This is a genomic window from Caulobacter sp. ErkDOM-C, from assembly GCF_048541825.1.
GTDB lineage: Bacteria > Pseudomonadota > Alphaproteobacteria > Caulobacterales > Caulobacteraceae > Caulobacter.
Genome location: NZ_CP183332.1, coordinates 3803192 through 3826123, shown reverse-complemented (window position 1 = coordinate 3826123; position 22932 = coordinate 3803192). Strand labels below are relative to the sequence as shown.

The window sequence follows — 22932 nt, the reverse complement described above, 5'->3', positions numbered from 1 at the left end:
ACGCCGGCCATGACCGACGCCGCAAGCCCCGCTCAGGCGGCCCCCGCCAAAACCCTGACCCAGGCCGACTGGACCAAGCTGTTCCTCGGCTTCGGAGCCATGGTCATCGGCCAGTTCATGGCCATTCTCGACATCCAGATCGTTGCCGCCTCGCTGCCTCAGATCCAGGCCGGGGTCGGGGCCAGCGCCGATCAGGTCAGCTGGATCCAGACCGCCTATCTGATCCCCGAGGTCGTGATGATCCCGTTGGCCGGCTATCTGTCGCGCCTGTGGGGTAGCCAGAAAGTCTACCTGGTTTCCTGCGCCGGCTTCATCGTCATGAGTGTGCTGACCGGCCTGTCGTCATCGATCGACATGATGATCCTGACCCGGGCCCTGCAGGGCTTTATCGGCGGCGCGATGATTCCGACGGTTTTCGCGGTGGCCTTCACCGCCTTCCCGCCTGAGCGCAGGATTACCGCCAGCGTGATCATGGGCCTGATCGTCACCCTGGCCCCCACGGTCGGCCCAACCCTGGGCGGTCACCTGACCGAATGGCTGAGCTGGCGCTGGCTGTTCTTCATCAATGTGCCCATCGGCCTGATCGTGCTGTTCGGCGTCGCGCGCTGGGGCAATTTTGACAAGGGCGATCCCAGCCTGAAACAGGGCTTCGACTGGCTGGGCCTGGCGGTCATGGCCGCCTTTCTGATGAGCCTGCAGTTCGTGCTGGAAGAAGGCGCCAAGAACAGCTGGCTGCAAGACGACCTCATCCTGGGTCTGGCGATCCTGGCCCTGACCAGCGGCGTGGTCTTCGTCTGGCGGTCCCTGAGCTACAGAAATCCGATCGTTGAGCTGAGGGCCTTCGCCAACCGCAACTTCTCGATCGGCCTGCTGATGACCGCGGTCTCGGGGGCCAGCCTGTTTGGCGGCACCTTCCTGCTGCCGCAGTTCCTCAGCCGGGTCAGGCACTATTCGGCCTCGGAAGTCGGCACCACCATGGTCATTTCTGGCCTGTCGATGTTCGTCACCGGCCCGATCGCCGGCCGCCTCGTGCGTCAGGCTGATCCGCGGATATCGATGTTCATCGGTTTTGTCCTGGCCGGTTGGGGCATGTACATGGCCCACGGCGTGACCCAGGAATGGGGTTTCTGGGAGTTCGCTGGCGTCCAGGCCTGCCGCGGGGTCGGGGTGATGATCGCGATGATCGCAACCCAGCAGATCACCATGAGCACGCTTGAGCCGCACATGGTCAAGAACGCTGCGGGCCTTGTGAACCTGTCTCGCAATACCGGCGGGGCCATGGGCCTGGCCTTGCTGGCGACCAGCATCGCCCAGCAGACAGCGCTCTACTACAGCGATATGACCTCCAAGCTGCAGTCCGGCAATGCCGAGGCCCAGGCCATGATAGCGGGTCTGAGCAGCCGCATGGCCCAGATGGGCGTGACAGACCCGGACGGCGCCGCGCTCAAGGCCTTTTCCGGCGTCATGTGGCAACAGGCCACCGTCCTGGCCTTTGGCGACAGCTTCACCCTGCTGGCCATTGGCTGCTTCATCGCGGCCGGGATATCGCTGCTGGCCAAGCCGACCGCCGCCGCCGGCGCCCCGCCCCCTTCGGACGCCCACTGATGCCCAGGATCCCCGGCCAGATCGACGTCGCCAAGACCGAGGCCATTCTCGACGCCGCCGTCGAGGTGATCGGCCAGCGCGGGCTGTCGGCCCCGATGGAGGCGATCGCCCGCCGCGCCGGGGTCTCCAAACAGACGGTCTATAACCACTATGGCTGCAAGGCCGAGCTGGTCCGCGCCCTGATGGCGCGACGGGTCGACCTGATCACCGCCCCGCTGCGCGAACCCGGAGCCGAGGAAAACCCGCGCGAGGCGCTGGAGGCCTATGCCCGCTCGATCCTGGAAACCGTGACCAGCCAGAGCGGCTATTCGGTAATGCGGGTCGTGATCCAGGGCGCGGGCGAAATGCCGCTTGTCGCCCACGAGGTGTTCGAGGCCGGACCGCGTCAAGCGCGCCGCCAGCTGGCCGCCTTCCTGGAGACCGAGACCCGCCTGGGCCGCCTGAAGGTAGAGAACTTCGACCAGGCCGCCGAGCTCTTCTCGGGCATGGTGCTAGGCCACAGCCAGCTGCGCGCCCTGCTTCGTCTGCCGGCGGACAAGACCCAGGCCCAGTTCGACGACCTCGCGCGCGAAGCCGCGATACGGTTCCTGCGGGCCTACGCGCCGTAACGCGCAGGCCCTTCAGGCCTAGGCTTCGACTTCGTCCGGCATGCCCATCATGTGGAAGCCGGCGTCGACATGGACCACCTCGCCCGTGGTCGAGCGGCCCAGATCCGAGACCAGCCACAGGGCGGCGCCGGCGACGCCTTCCATCGAGGTGTCTTCCTTCATGGCGCTGAACGCGCGGCCCTGGGCGATCATGCCCCGGCCGCCCGAAATGCCCGCCAGGGCCAGGGTGCGCATGGCGCCGGCCGAGATGGCGTTGCAGCGAATGCCCTTGGGACCCAGGTCGCGGGCGATATAGCGCGTCGCCGCTTCCAGGGCGGCCTTGGCCACGCCCATGGTGTTGTAGTTGGGGATGGTCCGCTCCGACCCCAGATAGGTCATGGTGATCAGCGACCCGCCGTTGGGCATCAGTTTCGCGGCGCGCTTGGCGACATCGACGAAGCTGAAGGCCGAGATGTTCAGGGCCAGCAGGAAACCCTCGCGGGTGGTGTTGTCGACGAACGAGCCCTTCAGCTCGTCCTTGTTGGCGAAGGCCACCGAGTGGACGACGAAGTCGATGGTCCCGAACTTCTCTTCAATGGCGGCGAAGGCGGCGTCCATCGAGGCGTCGTCGGTGACGTCGGCCGGCACCAGGGTGGTGACGCCAATGCTCTCAGCCAGCGGCCGCACGCGGCGCTCCAGCGCTTCACCCTGATAGGTGAAGATCATCTCGGCGCCCTGGGCGGCGAGCTGCGAGGCGATGCCCCAGGCGATGGAGTTGTGATTGGCCACGCCCATGACGAGGCCCTTCTTGCCCCGCATCAGCTCGCCCTTGGGGAATGCGTAATCGTCGGCCATGGGTCAGGGCTCCGTGTTCTGGGATATGACGGGCAGGCCACAGGGGCCACCGTCACACATCATCTTCGGGGTTAGCTATCAGGGTCGGCGCGCCGCTGGAACCCTCCAGCGGCGCGGGATCAGTCGGCCTTGCTGATGATCAGCGTGCCATTGGTACCGCCAAAGCCGAAGCTGTTGGACATCACCGTGGTCAGTTCACGGTCGGCACGCGTCAGCAGGATCGGCAGGTCGGCGAACTCGGGATCCAGGTTCTCGATATTGGCGCTCTGGGCGGCGAAGTCGTTGTTGAGCATCAGGATCGAATAGATCGCCTCCTGCGCGCCGGCCGCGCCCAGGCTGTGGCCGGTCAGGGACTTGGTCGAGGAGATCAGCGGGGCCTTGTCGCCAAAGACGTCGCGGACCGCGCCCATTTCCTTGCTGTCGCCGACCGGCGTCGAGGTGCCGTGCGGGTTCAGATAGTCGATGGTGCGGCCACCGGCCTCGGCCATGGCGATGCGCATGCAGCGGGCCGCGCCCTCGCCCGAGGGGGCGACCATGTCGAAGCCGTCGGAATTGGCGGCATAGCCGACCACTTCGCCGTAGATCTTGGCGCCGCGGGCCTTGGCGTGTTCGTACTCTTCCAGCACCACGATGCCGGCCCCGCCGGCGATCACGAAGCCGTCGCGGTCCCGATCATAGGCGCGGCTGGCCACGGTGGGACGGTCGTTGAAGTTGCTGCTCATGGCGCCCATGGCGTCGAACAGGTTGGACAGGCTCCAGTCCAGCTCTTCGCAGCCGCCGGCGAAGACGATGTCCTGCTTGCCCATCTGGATCTGCTCGGCGGCCGCGCCGATGCAGTGGGCGCTGGTCGCACAGGCCGAGCTGATCGAATAGTTGATGCCGCGGATCTTGAACCAGGTCGACAGCACGGCCGACGGACCCGAGCTCATGGCCTTGGGCACCGCGAAAGGACCGATCCGCTTGGGACCCTTTTCGCGGGTCGTGGCGGCAGCCTCGATGATCACCTTGGTGGACGGGCCGCCCGAACCGACGATCAGGCCGGTGCGCTCATTGGAGATCTCGGACTCTTCGAGACCGGAGTCGGCGATCGCCTGTTCCATGGCGATGTGGGCATAGGCCGTGCCGGGCGCCAGGAAACGCGCCGCGCGGCGGTCGACCAGGGCTTCCCAAGAGTCGAGCTTGACCGTGGCGTGCACCTGGCAGCGGAAATTCAGTTCCGCATAGTCGGGCGCGGCGACCACGCCGGATTTGGCTTCACGCAGTGAGGCAAGCACCTCATTGGCGTTGTTGCCGATGGACGAGACAATCCCCAGTCCGGTGACGACGACGCGACGCATGAACTTTCCTCTTTCTCTCCCCAGATCCAAACGGGGTCAGCTCTGTGTTGGCCGACCCTACGACTGGATCAGGACGCCATCTGCTCGGCGGTGAACAAACCGACCTTAAGGTCCTTGGTCTCGTAGATGGGCTTGCCGTCGGCTTCCAGAACACCGTCAGCGATACCCATGACCAGCTTGCGCATGATCACCCGCTTAAGGTCGATCTTGTAGACGACCTTCTTGACGTCTTGAGTGACCTGGCCCGTGAATTTCACTTCGCCGACGCCCAGGGCGCGCCCGCGACCGGTACCGCCTGACCAGCCCAGGAAGAAGCCGACCAGCTGCCACATGGCGTCCAGGCCCAGGCAGCCGGGCATGACGGGGTCGCCAATGAAGTGGCAGCCGAAGAACCAGAGGTCGGGATTGATATCGAACTCGGCCTCGACATAGCCCTTGCCGTACTTGCCGCCTTCTTTTTCGATCCGGACGATACGGTCGAACATCAGCATCGGCGGGGCCGGCAGCTGGGCGTTGCCCGGGCCGAATAGCTCGCCCCGACCGCAGGCCAGGAGTTCGTCGAAGGTGTAGGAGCTCTGTTGCATGGTCACGCCCTAGCACGACGGTGGGTCGCGCCTCAATGTTACTTTCAGTAACGCTTGTGAACGGTCCAGACACTTTCGTCACGCCGGTTGGCGGTCAGCGCCCGCACTGCGGCTGCGAGGCCGCGCCCCAGATCTGGCTTTCGCGGGCCCAGCCGGCCGACCCCTCGGCCTTGAGGCGGCACCATCCCTTTTCGCAGCGGTCCAGATTGGCGGTCGAGCGGCCGCGCAGCCAGGCGCTGATCCTGGCGCCGTCCCGGGGGCTGGCCAGCAGGGCCAGGGGCGTGGACTGAATGCGCATGGCGGTGCGGCGGCCGTCGGTTGTGCGCTTGTGCACCCAGGCCAGGCCGCCCTCGGGATCGCAGACCCGCCGCCATTCGCGGGTTTCGGCGACCACCTGAACCGGCAGACCCTTGGCGCGATAGACCCAGAGCAGACGATGGGCCTCGTCTGGGCCATTGCGGGCGTTGACGGTCTGATATTTCAACGAAACGTAGCGCGGAACCTCTAGCCCCGAGGGCGTGACCCTTGGCGGACCGGCGGCGCCGGCATTTCCAGCGGCTCCCGTCAGGGCCAGGACGGCCACAATGCCGAGCGAACGATGTTTGCGATTCGACGGCATGTTGCTTGGCCCCATCGGGCCCCTTTGCTACAGGTTTTTAAACGCCCGTCAGAGAGAGCTTTTCAAACCGCCCATGGCAGCCCGCAAGCTCAAAGTCATCGTCACCCGCAAACTCCCCGATCCGGTGGAGACGCGGATGTGCGAACTGTTCGACACCGAACTCAACGTCACTGACAAACCGTTGACGGCGGATGAACTGGTTGACGCCATGGGCCGGTGCGACGTGCTCGTGCCGACGATCACCGATCGCATCGACTCGCGTCTTCTGTCGCGATCCGGCGACCGGCTCAAGCTCATCGCCAATTTCGGGGCCGGGGTCGACAATATCGACGTCGCCACCGCCAATGCGCGCGGCATCATCGTCACCAACACGCCCGGCGTCCTGACCGAAGACACCGCCGACCTGACCATGACCCTGATCATGGCCGCCTCGCGCCGCGTCGTCGAAGGCGCCGAGGTGGTCAAGAGCGGCGGCTTCCATGGCTGGTCGCCGACCTGGATGCTGGGCCGCCGCCTGTGGGGCAAGCGCCTGGGCATCATCGGCATGGGCCGCATCGGCCAGGCCGTGGCCCGCCGCGCCAAGGCCTTCGGCATGCAGGTGCACTATCACAACCGCAAGCCGGTCAGCCCGCGCATCGCCGAGGAGCTGGGCTGCACCTACTGGGAAAGCCTGGACCAGATGCTGGCCCGGATGGACTTCATCTCGGTAAACTGCCCGCACACCCCGGCCACCTATCACCTGCTGTCGGCCCGCCGCCTGAAGCTGCTGCGACCGCACGCCATCGTGGTCAACACCGCCCGCGGCGAGGTGATCGACGAAGGGGCCCTGGCCAACATGCTGGCGCGCGGCGACCTGGCCGGCGCGGGCCTGGACGTCTACGAGCACGAGCCGGCGATCAATCCCAAGCTCCTGAAGCTGCCCAATGTCGTGCTGCTGCCCCACATGGGCTCGGCCACCGTCGAGGGCCGCATCGACATGGGCGAAAAGGTCATCGTCAACGTGAAGACCTTCATGGACGGCCACCGCCCGCCAGACCGGGTTATTCCGTCGATGCTGTAGGGCTTGGGCTGCGGCTCAAGGCGCCGCCGGATACACCTTCGCCTTCAGCCAGGCCTTCAGGTCGCCGGCCGAGCGGTCGGGGATCTGTTCCATCGGCACGTGGCCGACATCGGGATAGAGGATCAGGGTCGAACCCGGTATGGCTGCGGCGAACTTGGCGCCGTCCGAGGCGGGGATGACGGTGTCCTTGTCGCCGAACATGATCAGGGTGGGAGCCTTGATCCTCGACAGGAGCTGGGGCGAGGCCGGACGGCCCGGGCCGCTCTGCAGGCCCAGCAGGATATCGCGGTGGCCGGGCGCGCGGGCCAGTTCCACATAGCGGTCGACCAGCTCGGGCGTCACCAGGCTCTGATCGATATAGGCCGACTTCAGGCCTTGGCGCACCAGGGCCTGGGTGTCGATATTCTTCAGCAGGGCCCGTCCCCAGGGATGACGCAGGATGTTGAAGATCAGCACCCCCCCGCCGCCGCCTTCGCGCGGCCAGCCCGCCGCATCGACCAGCACCAGACCCTCGACCCGCTCGGGATGATCGATGGCGTATTGCCAGGCCACGCCGCCGCCCATCGAATTACCCGCCAGGGTGAAGCGCTCGACACCCAGTTTGCGGGTCACCTGATCGACCGCCGCCCCAAAGCCCTGACGTCCAACGGCATAGCCCTGGCCCGCCCGGGTCAGGCCGTGGCCCGGCAGGTCCAGTGTGATGACGCGATAGTCGCCCGAGAGCGACCGCACCCAGGGCTCCCAGGCTTGCAGCGACGCCGCATAGCCGTGAACCAGCACCAGGGTCGGGCCCTCGCGCAGGCCCTCGTCGCGATAGTGCACGCGCAAGCCGCCGCCCAGGTCCATATAGCGCGAGGCCGGGCTTTCGTACTTGGCTTCCAGGCTGTCATAGGGGATGTCGCCGCGTTGCAGGGCCAGCCATCCCACGGCGCCGAGCACCAGGATCAGGCCCGCGGCGATCAACAGACCGCGAAACAGCGTCTTCATCTGGCCCTACCCCTGACGTCTTTTTTATGGGGAGAGAGAAGGCCGGTGAAGCTTCGCCGTCAAGCGCCGCAAGCGAGGCAGGCCGGATCGGCTCCGATCCGCACAGTGCGGGTCTCCGCCGCCAGGGCGTCATAGATCAGCAGGCGGCCGCTCAGGGCCTGCCCCGCGCCGGTGATCAGCTTGACCGCCTCCAGCGCCATCATCGAGCCGATCACGCCGGCCAGGGCGCCGACCACGCCGACCAGGGCGCAGGTCTCGGCGTCCGGCGGAACCTCAGGCACAAGGCAGCGGTAGCAGGGCTGACCGTGGAACACCGCCACCTGGCCGGTCCAGCGCCCCAGGGCACCGCTGACCAGGGGCTTGCCGTGGGCCAGGCAGGCGTCGCTGACGGCGAAGCGGGTGGCGAAGTCGTCGGTGCCGTCGAGGATCAGGTCATACCGGGAAACAAGGTCTCCAGCATTGGCGGCGTCCAGCCATACCGCATGGGTTTGGACCGCCACATGCGGATTGATCGCCGTCAGGCGCTCGGCGGCGACCTCGACCTTGGGACGGCCCACATCTGCGGTCTGGTACAGCACCTGGCGCTGCAGGTTGGACAGCGAAACCGTGTCGGGATCGGCCAGACCCAGGGTTCCGACCCCGGCGGCGGCCAGATAGAGCGCGGCCGGCGCGCCCAGGCCGCCCATGCCGACCAGCAGCACCCGGGCCGCCTTCAGCTTCTGCTGGCCCGGTCCGCCGACCTCGCGCAGCACCAGATGGCGGGCATAGCGTTCGACCTCGCCGTCCGAAAAGCTCATCGCGCTTGATCTCCGCTGTCAGCCTCGCCACATGCGAGACATGCAAAACAGCAATTCCTTCCCAGACTGGCACGGCACGACCATCCTGGCGGTGCGCAAGAACGGACAGACCGTGATCGCCGGAGACGGCCAGGTCTCCATGGGCCCAACCGTCGTCAAGGGCAACGCCCGCAAGGTGCGACGCCTGGCCGGTGGCAAGGTGGTGGCCGGTTTCGCCGGAGCCACGGCCGACGCCTTCACCCTGATCGAGCGGCTTGAAGCCAAGCTGGAGCAGTATCCCGACCAGTTGGCCCGCGCCTGCGTGGACCTGGCCAAGGACTGGCGCACCGACCGCTATCTGCGCCGACTGGAAGCCATGCTGCTCGTGGCCGACGCCACGGCCATCTATACCGTCACCGGCGTGGGCGACGTGCTGGAGCCGGGCGAAAGCGCCGGCGGCGGCTCGGTCGCGGCCATCGGCTCGGGCGGCAACTATGCCCTCGCGGCCGCCAAGGCTCTGATCGACCAGGATCTTTCGGCCGAGGAGATCGCCCGCAAGGCGATGGCGATCGCCGCCGAGATCTGTGTCTACACCAATGGCAATCTGACGGTTGAGAGCCTGTAATGACCGAGTTCTCCCCCCGCGAAATCGTCTCCGAACTCGACCGCTACATCGTCGGCCATACCGAGGCCAAGAAGGCCGTCGCCGTGGCCCTGCGCAACCGCTGGCGTCGTCGCCGGGTGCCGGCCGACCTGCGCGATGAGGTGACGCCCAAGAACATCCTGCTGATCGGCCCCACCGGCGTGGGCAAGACCGAGATCGCCCGCCGCCTGGCGCGTCTGGCCCAGGCTCCGTTCCTGAAGGTGGAAGCCACCAAGTTCACCGAGGTCGGCTATGTCGGCCGCGACGTCGACCAGATCGTCCGCGACCTGGTGGAAAGCGCCCTGGGCATGGTCCGCGACAAGCGTCGGGCCGGGGTGCGGGCCCGCGCCGAGGCCGCGGCCGAGGAGCGCATCCTCGACGCCCTGACCGGTCCCGGTTCGACCGCCGCCCGCGAAAGCTTCCGCAAGAAGCTGCGGGCCGGCGAGCTGGACGACAAGGAAGTCGAGCTGCAGCTGGCCGACACCGGCGGCGGCGGAATGTTCGAGATCCCCGGCCAGCCCGGCGCCTCGATGCTGAACCTCTCGGAGATGATGAAGTCGTTCGGCGGCGGTCGCACCAAGGTCCATCGAACCACGGTGGCGGCCGCCCACGCGCCGCTGATCGCCGAGGAAAGCGACAAGCTGCTGGATCAGGAGGCCCTGACCCAGGAAGCCATCGAGCTGGCCGAGAACCACGGCATCGTCTTCCTCGACGAGATCGACAAGGTGGCGTCGTCGTCACAGCGCGGCGGGGCCGACGTGTCGCGCGAAGGCGTGCAGCGCGACCTGCTGCCGCTGATCGAGGGGACGACCGTCTCGACCAAGTATGGCCCGGTGAAAACCGACCACATCCTGTTCATCGCCTCGGGCGCCTTCCACGTCGCCAAGCCCAGCGACCTGTTGCCCGAGCTTCAGGGCCGTCTGCCGATCCGGGTGGAGCTGAAGGGTCTGACCCGCGATGACCTGCGCCGGATCCTGACGGAGCCGGAGGCCAACCTGGTCCGCCAGCATCAGGCGCTGCTGCTGACCGAGGGCGTCACCGTGATCTTCACGCCCGACGCCATCGACGCCCTGGCCGACGCTGCGGTGGCGGTGAACAACTCGGTCGAGAATATCGGCGCCCGGCGGCTGCAGACCATCCTGGAAAAGGTGGTCGAGGAGATCAGCTTCTCGGCGGCCGATCGCTCCGGCGAGACGGTGACCATCGACGCGGCCTATGTGCAGGACAAGGTCGGAGCGCTGGCGGCCAATGCGGATCTGAGCCGGTTTATTTTGTAGTCGAAAGTCCTCTCCCAGAAGGGAGAGGTGTCGGCGCAGCCGACGGAGAGGGAAGTTCGGCCAACCGTCGGGGCCCTTCCCCCTCCGGCCCTGCGGGCCGCCTCCCCCTTCTGGGGGAGGACCTTTCAGCCCGCCGCCTGAACCGCCTCCATCCCCAGCATCGCTGCCTTGCGCGCCAGGCCCCAGTGATAGCCGGTCAGCCGGCCGTCCTTGGCGATGGCCCGGTGGCACGGGATCAGCAGCGAGATCGGGTTGGCCCCGATGGCGCCGCCGGTGGCCTGGTAGGCCCTGGGGTTGCCGGCCCACGAGGCCACCTGGCCATAGGTGCTGGTCTCGCCGACCGGGATGCGCAGCAGGGCTTTCCAGACCTGGATGTGGAAGGGCGAGCCGATCAGCACCACCGGCAGCGGCCCCTTGCCGCCGGTGAAGGCGTGGACGGCGGTCTGACCGGCCGCTTGGTCGTCGCGGACCCAGTCGGCGGCGGGAAAGCGGCGGTGCATGTCGTCATAGGTCGCTTCGTCGTCGCCATCGGAAAAGGCCAGGCCCGCCAGGCCGCGCTCGGCCATCACGAACAGGCCCCTGCCGAACGGCGTCGGCGCCCAGCCATACCGGAGGGTCATACCGGCCCCGCGACGGCGCACCTCGCCGGGCGTGGCGGCTTCCTGGGCGATGAACAGGTCGTGCAGGCGCGAAGGGCCTGAAAGCCCCGCGTCATAGGCCGCGTCGAGCACGCTGGCCCCGGCCTCCAGGGATTTGCGGGCCTCGGCGTGGGCGATGGCCGAGACGAAGGTCTTGGGGCTGACCCCGGCCCAGCGCGTGAAGATTCGCTGGAAATGGAACGGCGACAGGCCGACGGCTTCGGCCGCCTCGTCCAGCGAAGGCCGCTCCTGCCAGCGCTCGGCCAACCAGTCCAGGGCGACGGCCATGCGATGATAGTCCGCCGAACGCTCGGACAGACGGGCGAAGGTTTCGGAGGGGTGCATGTCGAGAGCCATGGGAGAACCGTAAGCGTGCGCTGTCAGCGTGTCCGCCCGGTTCTTGCTCATGCCTGAGCGCCCGCCCCAGCCCCCGGCAAGGGATAGCGTTCGGCGCGGGCCTCGCGAATGGCGCGCCGCAAAGCGGCGGCGAATTCCACCCGTTCGGGCGGGCTGAGCGCTCGAGCCACGGTCAGGCGGCGGCGATAGATCCGCAGGCGAACCCGGGCCTCGTGCTCGCCTGGCTGATCGATATCAACACCCGTGAAGGCGGTGGGCGAGGTCCAGACCACGCGGGCGCCCTTTTCGTCCTCCCGGTTGACCGTGATCGCCTCGGCGGTGACCCGCACCCGCTCCCTGCGTTCAGCCGCCTTGAAGCTGGCGTTGAGGGCCAACCAGATCGCCGCCACGTCCAGGCCCAGAAACGGCAGCACCAGCGGCGCGCCCACCCCCAGCAGAAACGCCGCGATCATCAGGTTGAACACGACGACGACGCCCAGCACCACGTGCAGCCCGCGCCGGCTGAGCGACCGGTTGGGCTTGATCAGGGCGTCCATGTACAGCGGCTGGGCCATGAGAAAGATTTAGGCGCGCGACACCGCCTTGGCGAGGGGTCCGCATCACGGCATGGTCGTTGTGATGGCTCTTGTGAAAAAACCGGTCCGCAAACGCCCCGCAACCAAGCGGATCTCGCCGGCCGAACGCGAGCGCGTCGCCGTGCTGTTCGACCGCTTCGAGAGCCTGGAGCTGCGGCCCAAGACCGAGCTCAACTACAATAATCCCTATGAGCTGGTCACCGCCGTGGCCCTGTCGGCCCAGGCCACCGACGTCCAAGTCAACAAGGCCACCGGACCTCTGTTTCAGGTCGCCGACAGCGCCGAGAAGATGCTCGAACTCGGCGAGGAAGGCCTGATCCGCTACATCGCCTCGATCGGTCTTTTCCGCACCAAGGCCAAAAACGTCATCGCTGCGGCCCACCTGCTGATGGACCGCCACGGCGGCCAGGTGCCCCTCAACCGCGCCGACCTGGAAAGCCTGCCGGGCGTGGGCCGCAAGACCGCCAGCGTGGTGCTCAATGAGCTGGACATCGAGCCGGCCATCGCCGTCGACACCCATGTGTTCCGCGTCGCTCATCGTCTGAAGCTGTCGGCCGGCAAGACGCCCGACACGGTCGAGATGGATTTGATGCGAATCGTGCCCGGGCCCTATCAGACCCGGGCCCATCACTGGATGATCCTGCACGGCCGCTATGTGTGCGTGGCGCGCAAGCCCAGGTGCGAGATCTGCAAGATCTCGGACCTGTGTCCGTCGCGGGAGCTGTTCCTGGGAGCCTAGGGCCGCGCCGGGATTTCCAGCCCGCGCCGCACCGCCGGCCGCGCCAGGCAGCGCTCCAGCCATGCCGGAACGGACTTCAGGTCGGCATAGTCGACCAGCTCGCCCGCGTCGTAGTGGCCGACCAGATTACGCACCATGCCCAACAGGGCGATATCGGCGATCGTGAAATCGGCGCCCATCATGAAATCGCGGCCGGTCAGGCGTTGTTCCAGAACCCCCAGCAAGCGCTTGCTCTCGGCGGCATAGCGGTCGCGCGGTCGCTTGTCCTCATAGTCCTTGCCGGCGAACCTGTGGAAAAAGCCCAGTTGCCCGAACATCGGTCCCACAGCGCCGACCTGGAAAAACACCCACTGGATCGTCTGGTAGCGAAGCGCGGGATCGGCAGGCAGCAGCTTGCCGGTCTTTTCCGCCAGATACAGCAGGATCGCGCCAGACTCGAACAGGGCCAACGCCTGGCCGTCCGGACCGTCGGGATCGAGGATCGCCGGGATCTTGCCATTGGGGTTCAGCGACAAATATTCGGGAACCCAGGTCTCGTTCGCGCCAATGTCGATCAGGTGCGGCTCATACGGCAGGCCGATCTCTTCCAGCATGATCGACGCCTTCACGCCGTTGGGCGTGTTGAGCGAATAGAGCTGCAGGCGGTCGGGATGCTTGGCGGGCCAGCGGGTCGTGATCGGGAAGGCGGACAGGTCGGACATCAGCAACTCCTGCGGTTACAACCTAGATAGGTCAGCCCTCGCGATCCGCTAGAGCCTGGCCATCACCGCCGCCGCGAACGCCGCGCCGTCGTCATGGGCATGCTCCAGGAACAGGTCCGGCTCGATGACCTCCAGCTCCATCAGCTGCGGGGTGTGGTCCAGGCCCCGGATCAGATCGATGCGGGCATAGGTGAGGGGCAGGCTCGCCGCCTCCAGCACCATATGCGCCGCATGCAGGGCCTCGGGCTCGGGCGCGACGCCGGAAATCTGACCGCCAAACTGCGGCTGCACCCGGAAGTCGCCGCCGGTCGCCACCTTGGAAACGGCGTGGCTGAACGCACCGTCGAAGAAGAACAGCGACAGCTCGCCCTCTTCGGCCACCGCCGGCAGAAAAGGCTGGATCAAGGCCGCGCCGGGCGGGCCGCCTTCCAGCGTTCCGTGGCGCTTGAACCGGACGGTGTCCTGCGAACCCCCGGAAATCTGCGGCTTGACCACCACCTCGTCGACGCCAAAGGCGTCGAAGGCTGCGGCCAGGGCCTCGGGCGTCAGCCGATCATGGGCGTGGGTGGGCACGACGGGCGCGCCGCGCCCCTCCAGCTCGATCAGATAGGTCTTGGTGGTGTTCCAGCGCAGGGTCGGGACGGGGTTGATCACCGGGACGCCCGCCGCCTCCATGGCGTCCAGCTGGGAAAACCAGGCGGGCTGACGCAGGTGATAGCCCCAGGCCAGCAAGGGCAGCACCAGCCGGGCGGAGTCAGGATCCACCGGATCGGTCCACGGCTGGCTCGTCACGGTCAGGCCGTGAGCGCGCAGCGGGGCGGCAAGCCGCTCGAACAACCGCACGCCGGCGGCGGCATAGGCGGTGTTTTCCGAGGAGGGCGCCAGGATCAGGATATCAGCGGTCGTCGAAGTCATGCCCATGCGGTTAGAATGGCGCAGGTTCCACGGCAAGCCTCACGTTGCCTTGACCTCGCGCTTCCTTTACTTGCCGCCCCTTAGACGCTTTTCGCGCCCTGCACTTTCAAAGGCTTGCCGATCTCCATGACCGCTCTCTACGACGTCGCCGCCATCGGTAACGCCATCGTCGACGTCATCGCCCAGTGCGACGACGCCTTCCTCGAGCGCGAGGGCCTGGTGAAGGGCTCGATGGCCCTGATCGACGTGGCGCGCGCCTCCAGCCTGTATGACGTCATGGCGTCGGGCATCGAGGCTTCTGGCGGTTCAGCGGGCAACACCGTCGCCGGCGTCGCCAGCTTCGGCGGTCGAGGCGCCTTTATCGGCAAGGTCGCCGACGACCAGCTGGGCCGCGTCTTCACCCACGACATGCGCGCCATCGGCGCCACCTTCACCACGCCGCCTCTGGCCGAAGGCCCGGCGACGGCTCAGAGCCTGATCAATGTCACCGCCGACGCCCAGCGCACGATGAGCACCTATCTGGGCGCCTGCGTCGAGCTGACCAGCGCCGACGTCGATCCCGCCATCATCGAAGCCGCCAAATATTCCTATCTCGAAGGCTATCTGTTCGATCCGCCCGAAGCCCGTCGCGCCTTCGCCAAGGCCGCCGCCCTGGCGCACGGCTCCAGCCGCCAGATCGCCATCACCCTTTCCGACAGCTTCGTGGTCGAACGCCATCGCGCCGCCCTGCTGGGCTTCGTCGAAACCCAGTGCGACATCGTCTTCGCCAACGCCTCGGAAGTCTGCGCGATGTTCGAGACCGACGATTTCGACGCTGCCGTGAAGGCCCTGTCGGAGCGCGTCACCATCGCCGCCGTCACCCGCAGCGAACACGGCTCGGTCGTGGTCGCGGGCGGACAGATTCATGAAATCTCGGCCTACCCCGTGGAAAAAGTCGTGGACACCACGGGCGCAGGCGACCAATACGCGGCGGGTTTCCTCTACGGCCTCTCCCAGGGCCGCCCGCTGCCGGTTTGCGGCCAGCTGGGCTCCCTGGCGGCCGCAGAGGTGATCGCCCACTACGGTCCGCGCCCGCAGGTCAGCCTGCGGGACCTCGCGGCCCAAAACGGACTCTAAGGAAGACCATGGCCCGCACCGCTGAAGTGGTCCGCGAGACGAAGGAGACCCAGATCCGGGTCTGGATCGATCTCGACGGGACCGGCGTCTCGACGATCTCCACCGGCATTGGTTTCTACGACCATATGCTGGAGAGCTTCGCGCGCCACGGCGGCTTCGACCTCAAGGTCGAGACCAAGGGCGACCTGCACATCGACATGCACCACACGGTGGAAGACACCGGCATCGTGCTGGGCCTGGCCGTAAACAAGGCGCTGGAAGGCTTCAAGGGCATCCGGCGCTTTGGCCACGCCTATATCCCGATGGACGAGACCCTGACGCGCTGCGCCATCGATCTGTCCAACCGGCCCTATCTGATCTGGAAGGTCGATTTCAAGCGGCCCAAGGTCGGCGAGATGGACACCGAGCTCTTCAAGGAGTTCCACCACGCCTTCGCCATGAACTGCGGGGCCTGCGTCCATCTGGAGACCCTGTACGGCGACAACACCCACCACGTCGCCGAGAGCGGGTTCAAGGCCCTGGCCCGGGCGCTGCGTCAGGCGGTCGAGATCGACCCCAAGACCGGCGGCCAAGCCCCCTCCACCAAGGGCGTTCTGTAGGACACTGATCTCATGCAGACCGTCGCCCTGATCGATTACGGGTCGGGCAACCTGCGTTCGGCTCAAAAGGCCCTGCGTGAGGCGGCCCGTCGCCGGGGGATCGCCGCTGACATCGTTGTCACTGCCGATCCCGCCCTGGTGGCAAACGCCGACCGCGTTGTGCTGCCTGGCGTAGGAGCGTTCGCCTCCTGCCGCGCCGGCCTTGACGCCTCGGGCGTGTACGACGCCATGAACGAGGCCGTGCACCGCAAGGGCGCGCCGTTCCTGGGTATCTGCGTCGGCCATCAGCTGCTGGCCACCCGCGGCCTCGAGTTCGGCGTCACGCCGGGCCTGGACTGGATCGCCGGAGAGGTCAGGAAACTGGCGCCCAACGACCCGAGCCTGACCATTCCGCACATGGGCTGGAACGCGATCCAACTGACGCGCGATCACCCATTGTTTTCCGGCGTCGAAAACGGCGCGCACATGTACTACGCCAACTCCTTCGCCCTGACGCCGACCGATCCGGCCGATGTCCTGGCGACCACTGACCACGGCGGCCCGTTCACGGCGGCGGTGGTCAAGGACAATGTCGCAGGGGTACAGTTCCACCCCGAGAAATCTCAAGCTGCAGGGCTATCCCTGCTCGCCAACTTTCTGGAATGGCGCCCATGATCCTCTATCCCGCCATCGACCTGAAGGACGGCCAGTGCGTGCGTCTGCTGCACGGCGACATGGAGAAGGCCACGGTCTTCAACACCTCGCCCGCCAACCAGGCCGAACGCTTCGTCAAGGACGGCTTCTCCTGGCTGCACGTGGTCGACCTGAACGGGGCCATCGAGGGTAAGTCGGTCAATACAGCCGCCGTGCAGTCGATCCTGGAATCGATCTCGATCCCCGTGCAACTGGGCGGCGGCATCCGCACCCTGGAAGGCATCGAGGCCTGGATCGAGGCCGGCGTCAGCCGCGTGATCCTGGGCACCATCGCCGTGCATGATCCGGAACTGGTCAAGAAGGCCGCCCGCCTGTGGCCCGAACAGATCGCCGTGGCCGTCGACGTGCGCGACGGCAAGGTGGCGGTCGACGGCTGGACCGGTCTCTCCGAACTGTCCGCCATCGACCTGTCGCGTCGCTTCGAGGACGCCGGCGTGGCGGCCCTGATCATCACCGACATCAGCCGCGACGGCGCCCTGACGGGGGTGAATGTCGAGGGCGTGGGCGAGCTGGCCGACGCGGTCTCGATCCCGGTCATCGCCTCGGGCGGCGTCGCCGCCGTGGGCGATATCGAGCGCTTGAAGGCCCGTCCCGGCGTCAGGATCGCCGGGGCCATCCTGGGCCGCTCGCTCTATGCCGGAACGATCCAGCCGGCCGAAGCCCTGATGGTGGCGGCGGCCTGATGCTGAAGACCCGGATCATTCCCTGCCTCGACGTGAAGGACGGGCGGGTGGTCAAGGGCGTCAATTTCGTGGCCCTGCGCGACGCCGGCGATCCGGTCGAGCAGGCCCGCGCCTATGACGCGGCCGGGGCCGACGAGCTGATGTTCTTGGACATCACCGCCTCCAGCGAAGGCCGTGGCCTGATCCTCGACGTGATTTCCCGCACCGCCGAGGTCTGTTTCATGCCGGTCTCGGTCGGCGGCGGCGTGCGCGAGGTGGCCGACATGCGCCGCCTGCTGCTGGCCGGGGCCGACAAGGTCTCGACCAATACCGCCGCCGTTGAAAATCCTGACCTGATCGCCGCCGGCGCGGATGCTTTCGGGGCCCAGTGCGTGGTCGTGGCCATCGACGCCAAGCTGCGCGAAGACGGCAGCGGCTGGAACGTCTGGACCTATGGTGGCCGCAAGGACACCGGTCTCGACGTCGTCGACTGGGCCGCCAAGGTGGTCGAGCGGGGCGCGGGCGAGATCCTGCTGACCTCGATGGACCGCGACGGCGCCAAGATCGGCTACGACATTCCCCTGCTGAAGGCTGTAACCGGCGCGGTTTCCGTGCCCGTGATCGCCTCGGGCGGCGCGGGCAAGACCGAGCACCTGGTCGAAGCCGCCCGCGACGGCCACGCCGCCGCCGTGCTCGCCGCCTCGATCTTCCACTTCGGCGAAATCAGCATCGGCGAGGCCAAGCGGGCCATGGCCGACGCCGGTATCCCCGTGCGCCTCGACGACCTGAAGGGCGCGGCATGAGCAAGCTGTTCGAAACCCTCGAGCGCCTGGCCGCCACGATCGACAGCCGCAAGGGCGGCGATCCAGCCGCGTCCTACACCGCCAAGCTGCTGGCTGATCCGTCCCTGGCCGCCAAGAAGCTGGGCGAGGAAGCCGTCGAGACGGTGATCGCCGCCGTCGCCCAGGGGCCGGACGCGCTGGCGTCGGAAAGCGCTGACCTGCTGTACCACTGGCTGGTGCTGCTGGCGGCCTCGGGGGTATCGCTCGACGCGGTGGCCGACAAGCTGGCGGCGCGTGAGGGGACTTCCGGGATCGCCGAGAAGGCGTCTCGGCCTCAGTAGGCCGACATTCTACCTTTTCTTCCGTCATTCCCGCCCTTATGGCGTGAACCCCTCGTACCGCCGCAGGTGCAGCAGGGGCGAAGTGCCTGCGCACTTCGCTGGCTCTTCATGTGTCAGCTGAAACAGGGGTTCCCGCCACAAGGGCGGGAATGACGGAGCTTGATGTGAGCCTGAGCGCGCCCTAGGTCCGCCGCTTCAGCGCCACGTACAGCGCGCCCTCGCCTCCATGTCGCTGGTCGGCCTGTGACACCCCGGCAATCATCTCGCGCAGGGCTGGTGAGGCCAGCCATTCCGGCGTGTGCTTCTTCAGCACCCCGTGGCCGATCTTGCCCTTGCCGGTGATGATCAGCACGGCGCGATGCCCATCGGCATAGGCGCGGCGGATGAAGCCCTCCAGGGCGGGGCGGGCCTGATCCTGGTCAAAGCCATGCATGTCCAGTCGCGCGCCGATCGGATCGTGTTCCTTGATCAGGCGCTTGCGGCGATTGGGCTCGATATGGCCGGGCGCCGACTTCGGGGTCCTGACCGGGGCGGGCCGGATCTCGGCCGGATCGATGCGCAGCGGCGCGATCGAGGCCAGGTGCGTGGGCTGAACCTTCGCGGCCTTGGGAGCCTTGACCGGCCTGACCTTGACCTTGGCCCGCATCTTCAACGGCTTGTCGCCCGGCAGCGCGTGCACGGTATCGGCCACCATGCCCCACAGGCGCAGTTCTTCCGGTCGCGGCGGCCGTTTCATGGCCTATGACTTCGGTATCGGAACCAGGCGGTACATCCGCAGGTCATGGCGCACGCGGCCCGCCTCCACGCCGGCGCTGGAGCCGCTGCCGGTATAGAGATCGGCGCGAACCTCGCCCTTGATCGCGCCGCCCACGTCCAGCGCCACGGCCAGGCGGCGATAGGCGGGGAAGGCGCCGGCCAGCTTGGGCGCCGCAGCGTCCAGCCAGTAGAGGCCGCCCATGGCGTGGCGGCTGGGATCAACAGCGATGGCCCGGCCCGCCGGCAAGGGTATGCCGGCCGCGCCCACGGCTTCCTTGCCGTCGTCATCCGACAGCTTGAAGAAGATGTAGCGCGGGTTCAGCTGCATGATCTCGTCGGCCTTGGGCCCGCGATTGTCGGCCAGCCAGGTGCGGATCGCATCGCCCGAGGTGTTGTTGTCGGTCAGCAGACCCCGATCGCGCATGGCCGTGGCGATGCCGACAAAGGGCTTGCCGTTGCCGCCGGCGAAGGCGGCCCGCAGGCGGCGACCATCAGGCATGACCAGGATGCCCGAGCCCTGGATCTGCAGGAAGAACAGCTCTTCAGGGCGCATCCAGGCCAGGGGCTTGTCGATGGGCGAGGCCTCGATGGCCTTGCGGTCGGGATAGGGCTCGAACTTGCCGCCCTTGACCCGGCCGGTGACCTTCTTGCCGGCGAAGCTGGGCTCGAAAGCGCCCAGGTCCAGCATCACCAGATCGGAGGGCACGCCGCGCACCGGGGCGCTGAACGCGTCGGAGCGCGACATCTGCGCATCGTATTTCGGGGCGAAATAGGCGGTCAGCAGGCCCTGGTCGCCCACGGCCTGCGGCCGGAAATTGGCTTCCAGGAACAGGCGGGCGCCCCCTTCGTCGCGCGGACCGTCCGTGCGGGCCAGACGGCAGACCCGGGCCATCTCCTGCTCGCGGGCCACGCCGCAACCGGCGCGGAAGGCGTCCAGGGCGGCAAGGTGATCTTCCTCGGACCAGCCGGCCAGGGTGCTGAAACCCAGAACCGGGACGCTGGGCGTCTCGGGCGTGGTCGGGCTGACCGGCGGGACAAGGGGACCGGTCGCGATCGGCGGCGGCGTGGTGGTTGTACAGGCCGCCAGGGTCAGCGAAGCCAGGACGGCGATCAGACCAAGGCGAGACATCAGGCTTCGGCGGCCGCAACGTGGACCAGGGTCCAGTTGGGATTGGCCGATTTCAGGTCGCGCTCGAAGGTCCACAGCTCGGCGGTGCGGCGGTCATCGACGGCTTCACCCTCGGTACTGGTGGTGCGGGCGCGCACCTCGGCCAGGATGCGCACCGTAGCGCGGGCGGTGTCACCGACGACGGCGACCGTGTCGAGATCGACGCGGGGCGGCGTCATGATCTCGACCTTTTCCGACCGGCCTTCGGTTTCGCGCGCCACGATGGCCGCCTCGAAATTGGCCATGACCTCGTCAGCCAGCAGCGGCTTGAGCGTCTCGCGGTCGCCGGCGGCGAACGCTGTGACAATCATCTCATAGGCCGAGCGGGCCCCGCTCAGAAAATGGCTGGTGTTGAAATCGGGCTGGCGCGCGCGCAGAGCGGCGACACCCTCCAGTGGGCCCGTGACCATGGCTTCGGCGGGACCGGCCGGGGCCGGAACCGTCTTGGCCGTAACGGGCGCGTCCTCGGCCTGACGCCCGACGCGACGGCCCAGGGTGGCGTAGAGCTGGTAGAGAACGACAGCGGCAATAACCGCGAGAACGAGAATCTGTATTAGCACTTGGGTATCCGCGTCTGCGTCGACAGGCTGGTCGCCCTGTCTATATAGGCGAGGCGAGCTCTCCCGTCAGGCGCCTGGCGTTGCACCAGGGCCCTCCGCGTGTTAGCAGCGCCGCTCTCTCCTAGCGGCCTTTCTAGCGGCCGAGTACGGATTTATTCCTAATGACCGATACGACCGCCGCCCCCGAGGCGCTTACTGACGATAATGCGGCCGCTCAATCGGGCATCCGCATCATGGCCCAGTTCATCCGCGACTTCTCGTTCGAGAGCCCGCATGCGCCCGACAGCCTGCGCTCGGGCACGGCCCAGCCGGCCATCGACATGGGCGTTGAAATGAACGCCCGCGGTCGCACCGACGGCCTGTTCGAGGTCGACCTGAAGCTGTCGGCCCGCGCCACCCGCGACGACCAGCCGGTGTTCCACGTAGAGGTCGTCTATGGCGGCCTGTTCCACATCGCCGGCGTCGCAGAAGCGGCCCTCGAAGAAGTGCTGCTGATCGAGTGCCCGCGCTTCCTGTTCCCGTTCGCCCGCCGGGTGATCGCCGACATCACCAGCGAAGGCGGCTTCCCGCCTTTCCTGATCGACCCGATCGACTTCGGCGGCGTCTATGCCGCCCGCAAGGCCCAGGCCGAAGGCGTGGTGGTCGGCAACGCCTGAGGCGTTTTCGATCCGATTAATTTGAGAAACCCCGGCGCAGCGATGCGGCCGGGGTTTTTCTTTTCTAGCGCGGGCTCTGTCGTTACGGCTGCAGCCGATACCCGCCCATTTCGGTGATCAGGATCTTGGCCATGGCCGGATCGGGCTCGATCTTCTGGCGCAGGCGATAGACGTGGGTTTCCAAGGTGTGGGTGGTGACACCCGCATTATAGCCCCAGACCTCGGTCAGCAGTTCCTCGCGCGACACCGGCTTTGAGCCGGCGCGGTAGAGGTATTTCAGGATGTTGGTTTCCTTCTCGGTCAACCGCACCTTTTTCTGCTTTTCGTCGACCAGCAGCTTGGCCGAAGGGCGGAACTCGTAGGGACCGATGCGGAACAGGGCGTCTTCCGAGGCCTCGTAGCTGCGCAGCTGGGCGCGGATGCGGGCCAGAAGCACGCCGAAGCGGAAGGGCTTGGTCACATAGTCGTTGGCGCCGGATTCCAGCCCCAGAATGGTGTCGCTGTCGCTGGCCGCAGCCGTCAGCATGATCACCGGGGCCATCACCCCGTTCTTGCGCATCAATCGGCAGGCCTCGCGGCCGTCCATGTCAGGCAAATCGACGTCGAGCAGGACCAGATCCGGCTTGATCTCGCGCGCCATGCGCACGCCCTCGCCGGCCGTGGCCGCCTCGGCCACCGCGAACTCTTCGTGCAGGGCGAGCTGTTCGGCCAGCGCGCCGCGCAGGTCGTCGTCGTCGTCGATCAGCAGAAGGGTCTTGCGTTGCGCCATAGGCCGGAACATGCACCGCTGCGCCCCCCGGCGACAACCCTTGGGAGCGGAGAAGCCGACAATGATCTTCAGGGCCCACCCCGACGGCCAGATTGACGTCAACGGACGCACGGTTCGATGCGCCCTGGGCAAGGCCGGCGTCATCGCCGCCGCCGACAAGCGCGAGGGCGACAACAGAAGCCCGGTGGGCGTCTGGGCGATCCGCGAGATTCTTTACCGCCCCGACGTCTATCCAGACGGCCCGACCACCGCCCTGCCCGTCAAGGCGATGGCGCCTGACGACGGCTGGTGCGACGCGCCGGGCGACCCGGCCTATAATCGACCGGTCAAACTGCCCTACCCCGCCAGCGCCGAGCGATTGTGGCGAGACGACCATGTCTATGACCTGGTCGGGATCCTGGCTCACAACGACGATCCGCCGGTTCCAGGACTGGGCTCGGCGATCTTCCTGCACCTGGCGCGCGAGGACTATTCGGGCACCGAAGGCTGCGTGGCCCTGGCGCGCGAGGATCTGGAGACTTTGCTGACGTTGGCCAAGCCGGGCGACGCCATCGAGATCGCGCCCTAGGCCCGGC

Annotated in this window: 27 protein-coding genes and 1 pseudogene; 14 read left to right on the top strand and 14 right to left on the bottom strand. The window is 67.2% G+C overall.

Going from position 1 to position 22932, the window contains the following annotated elements:
- Positions 1–9: 9 nt before the first annotated feature.
- A complete protein-coding gene (locus ACN2C8_RS18580) occupies positions 10–1605 on the top strand; it encodes a DHA2 family efflux MFS transporter permease subunit (protein ID WP_419253528.1) in 1596 nt (531 codons plus the stop codon).
- Positions 1605–2213: a TetR/AcrR family transcriptional regulator gene (locus ACN2C8_RS18575; protein ID WP_419253527.1), complete on the top strand. Its 609-nt coding sequence runs from the start codon at positions 1605–1607 to the stop codon at positions 2211–2213. The genes ACN2C8_RS18580 and ACN2C8_RS18575 overlap by 1 nt, the downstream gene beginning before the upstream one ends.
- An 18-nt stretch (positions 2214–2231) precedes the next feature.
- On the opposite strand, the gene ACN2C8_RS18570 is transcribed toward ACN2C8_RS18575, so the two are convergent.
- The 4 genes from ACN2C8_RS18570 to ACN2C8_RS18555 form a co-directional block, all read right to left on the bottom strand.
- Complete coding sequence (locus ACN2C8_RS18570; protein WP_419253526.1) at positions 2232–3047, bottom strand: enoyl-ACP reductase FabI; 816 nt, start codon at positions 3045–3047, stop codon at positions 2232–2234.
- 119 nt (positions 3048–3166) lie between these two features.
- Complete coding sequence (gene fabB, locus ACN2C8_RS18565; protein WP_419253525.1) at positions 3167–4384, bottom strand: beta-ketoacyl-ACP synthase I; 1218 nt, start codon at positions 4382–4384, stop codon at positions 3167–3169.
- 68 nt (positions 4385–4452) lie between these two features.
- Positions 4453–4968 (bottom strand): 3-hydroxyacyl-[acyl-carrier-protein] dehydratase FabA, encoded by a 516-nt coding sequence (gene fabA / locus ACN2C8_RS18560; RefSeq protein WP_419253524.1) that lies wholly within the window; start codon positions 4966–4968, stop codon positions 4453–4455.
- A gap of 94 nt (positions 4969–5062) precedes the next feature.
- Entirely contained in the window at positions 5063–5587 is a 525-nt protein-coding gene (locus ACN2C8_RS18555; protein ID WP_419253522.1) for an SH3 domain-containing protein, read from the bottom strand.
- Between the two features lie 73 nt (positions 5588–5660).
- Here ACN2C8_RS18555 and ACN2C8_RS18550 point away from each other — a divergent pair, with 73 nt between their 5' ends.
- Positions 5661–6647: a 2-hydroxyacid dehydrogenase gene (locus tag ACN2C8_RS18550; RefSeq protein ID WP_419253521.1), complete on the top strand. Its 987-nt coding sequence runs from the start codon at positions 5661–5663 to the stop codon at positions 6645–6647.
- Positions 6648–6662: 15 nt separating this feature from the next.
- Here the strand turns inward: ACN2C8_RS18550 and ACN2C8_RS18545 are convergent, their stop codons facing one another.
- Together ACN2C8_RS18545 and ACN2C8_RS18540 are read right to left on the bottom strand one after the other, a co-directional pair.
- Positions 6663–7634, bottom strand: coding sequence for an alpha/beta fold hydrolase (locus ACN2C8_RS18545; RefSeq protein ID WP_419253520.1), 972 nt, complete (start codon positions 7632–7634; stop codon positions 6663–6665).
- A gap of 59 nt (positions 7635–7693) precedes the next feature.
- The gene (locus ACN2C8_RS18540) at positions 7694–8431 is read right to left on the bottom strand and encodes a HesA/MoeB/ThiF family protein (protein ID WP_419253519.1); all 738 of its coding nucleotides are present in this window, start codon (positions 8429–8431) and stop codon (positions 7694–7696) included.
- A gap of 5 nt (positions 8432–8436) precedes the next feature.
- On the opposite strand from ACN2C8_RS18540, the pseudogene hslV reads away from it, so the two are divergent.
- Positions 8437–9035: pseudogene (gene hslV, locus ACN2C8_RS18535) on the top strand (ATP-dependent protease subunit HslV).
- The gene (gene hslU / locus ACN2C8_RS18530) at positions 9035–10330 is read left to right on the top strand and encodes an ATP-dependent protease ATPase subunit HslU (RefSeq protein WP_419253518.1); all 1296 of its coding nucleotides are present in this window, start codon (positions 9035–9037) and stop codon (positions 10328–10330) included. The pseudogene hslV and the gene hslU overlap by 1 nt, the downstream one beginning before the upstream one ends.
- Before the next feature lie 125 nt (positions 10331–10455).
- Here the strand turns inward: hslU and ACN2C8_RS18525 are convergent, their stop codons facing one another.
- A complete protein-coding gene (locus ACN2C8_RS18525) occupies positions 10456–11325 on the bottom strand; it encodes a methylated-DNA--[protein]-cysteine S-methyltransferase (protein ID WP_419253517.1) in 870 nt (289 codons plus the stop codon).
- Positions 11326–11372: 47 nt separating this feature from the next.
- On the bottom strand, positions 11373–11879 hold the full coding sequence (locus ACN2C8_RS18520) for a DUF2244 domain-containing protein (RefSeq protein WP_419253516.1): 507 nt from the start codon (positions 11877–11879) through the stop codon (positions 11373–11375).
- Between the two features lie 52 nt (positions 11880–11931).
- Here ACN2C8_RS18520 and nth point away from each other — a divergent pair, with 52 nt between their 5' ends.
- On the top strand, positions 11932–12639 hold the full coding sequence (nth, locus tag ACN2C8_RS18515) for an endonuclease III (RefSeq protein ID WP_419253515.1): 708 nt from the start codon (positions 11932–11934) through the stop codon (positions 12637–12639).
- On the opposite strand, the gene ACN2C8_RS18510 is transcribed toward nth, so the two are convergent.
- Together ACN2C8_RS18510 and ACN2C8_RS18505 are read right to left on the bottom strand one after the other, a co-directional pair.
- Complete coding sequence (locus ACN2C8_RS18510; RefSeq protein ID WP_419253513.1) at positions 12636–13340, bottom strand: glutathione S-transferase N-terminal domain-containing protein; 705 nt, start codon at positions 13338–13340, stop codon at positions 12636–12638. The genes nth and ACN2C8_RS18510 overlap by 4 nt on opposite strands.
- A 48-nt stretch (positions 13341–13388) precedes the next feature.
- Entirely contained in the window at positions 13389–14255 is an 867-nt protein-coding gene (locus ACN2C8_RS18505; RefSeq protein WP_419253512.1) for an ATP-grasp domain-containing protein, read from the bottom strand.
- Between the two features lie 126 nt (positions 14256–14381).
- On the opposite strand from ACN2C8_RS18505, the gene ACN2C8_RS18500 reads away from it, so the two are divergent.
- The 6 genes from ACN2C8_RS18500 to ACN2C8_RS18475 are packed head-to-tail and all read left to right on the top strand — an operon-like array spanning position 14382 to position 18448.
- Positions 14382–15371 carry an adenosine kinase gene (locus ACN2C8_RS18500; RefSeq protein WP_419253511.1) on the top strand — a complete coding sequence of 330 codons (990 nt, stop codon included), beginning with the start codon at positions 14382–14384 and terminating at the stop codon, positions 15369–15371.
- Positions 15372–15379: 8 nt separating this feature from the next.
- Positions 15380–15970 carry an imidazoleglycerol-phosphate dehydratase HisB gene (gene hisB, locus ACN2C8_RS18495; protein WP_419253510.1) on the top strand — a complete coding sequence of 197 codons (591 nt, stop codon included), beginning with the start codon at positions 15380–15382 and terminating at the stop codon, positions 15968–15970.
- Positions 15971–15982: 12 nt separating this feature from the next.
- A complete protein-coding gene (gene hisH, locus ACN2C8_RS18490) occupies positions 15983–16624 on the top strand; it encodes an imidazole glycerol phosphate synthase subunit HisH (protein WP_419253509.1) in 642 nt (213 codons plus the stop codon).
- Positions 16612–17346 (top strand): 1-(5-phosphoribosyl)-5-[(5-phosphoribosylamino)methylideneamino]imidazole-4-carboxamide isomerase, encoded by a 735-nt coding sequence (gene hisA, locus ACN2C8_RS18485; RefSeq protein WP_419253508.1) that lies wholly within the window; start codon positions 16612–16614, stop codon positions 17344–17346. The genes hisH and hisA overlap by 13 nt, the downstream gene beginning before the upstream one ends.
- Positions 17346–18128: an imidazole glycerol phosphate synthase subunit HisF gene (gene hisF, locus ACN2C8_RS18480; protein ID WP_419253506.1), complete on the top strand. Its 783-nt coding sequence runs from the start codon at positions 17346–17348 to the stop codon at positions 18126–18128. Before hisA ends, hisF begins: the two co-directional genes overlap by 1 nt.
- Positions 18125–18448, top strand: coding sequence for a phosphoribosyl-ATP diphosphatase (locus tag ACN2C8_RS18475; protein ID WP_419253505.1), 324 nt, complete (start codon positions 18125–18127; stop codon positions 18446–18448). Before hisF ends, ACN2C8_RS18475 begins: the two co-directional genes overlap by 4 nt.
- 181 nt (positions 18449–18629) lie before the next feature.
- Here ACN2C8_RS18475 and ACN2C8_RS18470 read toward each other — a convergent pair whose 3' ends face one another.
- The 3 genes from ACN2C8_RS18470 to timA are packed head-to-tail and all read right to left on the bottom strand — an operon-like array spanning position 18630 to position 20932.
- Entirely contained in the window at positions 18630–19184 is a 555-nt protein-coding gene (locus ACN2C8_RS18470; RefSeq protein WP_419253504.1) for a Smr/MutS family protein, read from the bottom strand.
- A gap of 3 nt (positions 19185–19187) precedes the next feature.
- A complete protein-coding gene (locus ACN2C8_RS18465) occupies positions 19188–20333 on the bottom strand; it encodes a murein transglycosylase A (protein WP_419253503.1) in 1146 nt (381 codons plus the stop codon).
- Positions 20333–20932, bottom strand: coding sequence for a TIM44-related membrane protein TimA (gene timA, locus ACN2C8_RS18460; RefSeq protein WP_419253502.1), 600 nt, complete (start codon positions 20930–20932; stop codon positions 20333–20335). Before timA ends, ACN2C8_RS18465 begins: the two co-directional genes overlap by 1 nt.
- A gap of 161 nt (positions 20933–21093) precedes the next feature.
- Between timA and secB the strand changes: the two genes are divergently transcribed.
- Positions 21094–21588, top strand: coding sequence for a protein-export chaperone SecB (gene secB, locus ACN2C8_RS18455; protein ID WP_419253501.1), 495 nt, complete (start codon positions 21094–21096; stop codon positions 21586–21588).
- Positions 21589–21670: 82 nt separating this feature from the next.
- On the opposite strand, the gene ACN2C8_RS18450 is transcribed toward secB, so the two are convergent.
- On the bottom strand, positions 21671–22357 hold the full coding sequence (locus tag ACN2C8_RS18450; protein WP_035048857.1) for a response regulator transcription factor: 687 nt from the start codon (positions 22355–22357) through the stop codon (positions 21671–21673).
- Positions 22358–22418: 61 nt separating this feature from the next.
- Between ACN2C8_RS18450 and ACN2C8_RS18445 the strand changes: the two genes are divergently transcribed.
- A complete protein-coding gene (locus ACN2C8_RS18445; RefSeq protein WP_419253500.1) occupies positions 22419–22925 on the top strand; it encodes a L,D-transpeptidase family protein in 507 nt (168 codons plus the stop codon).
- The last annotated feature ends 7 nt before the right edge of the window (positions 22926–22932 follow it).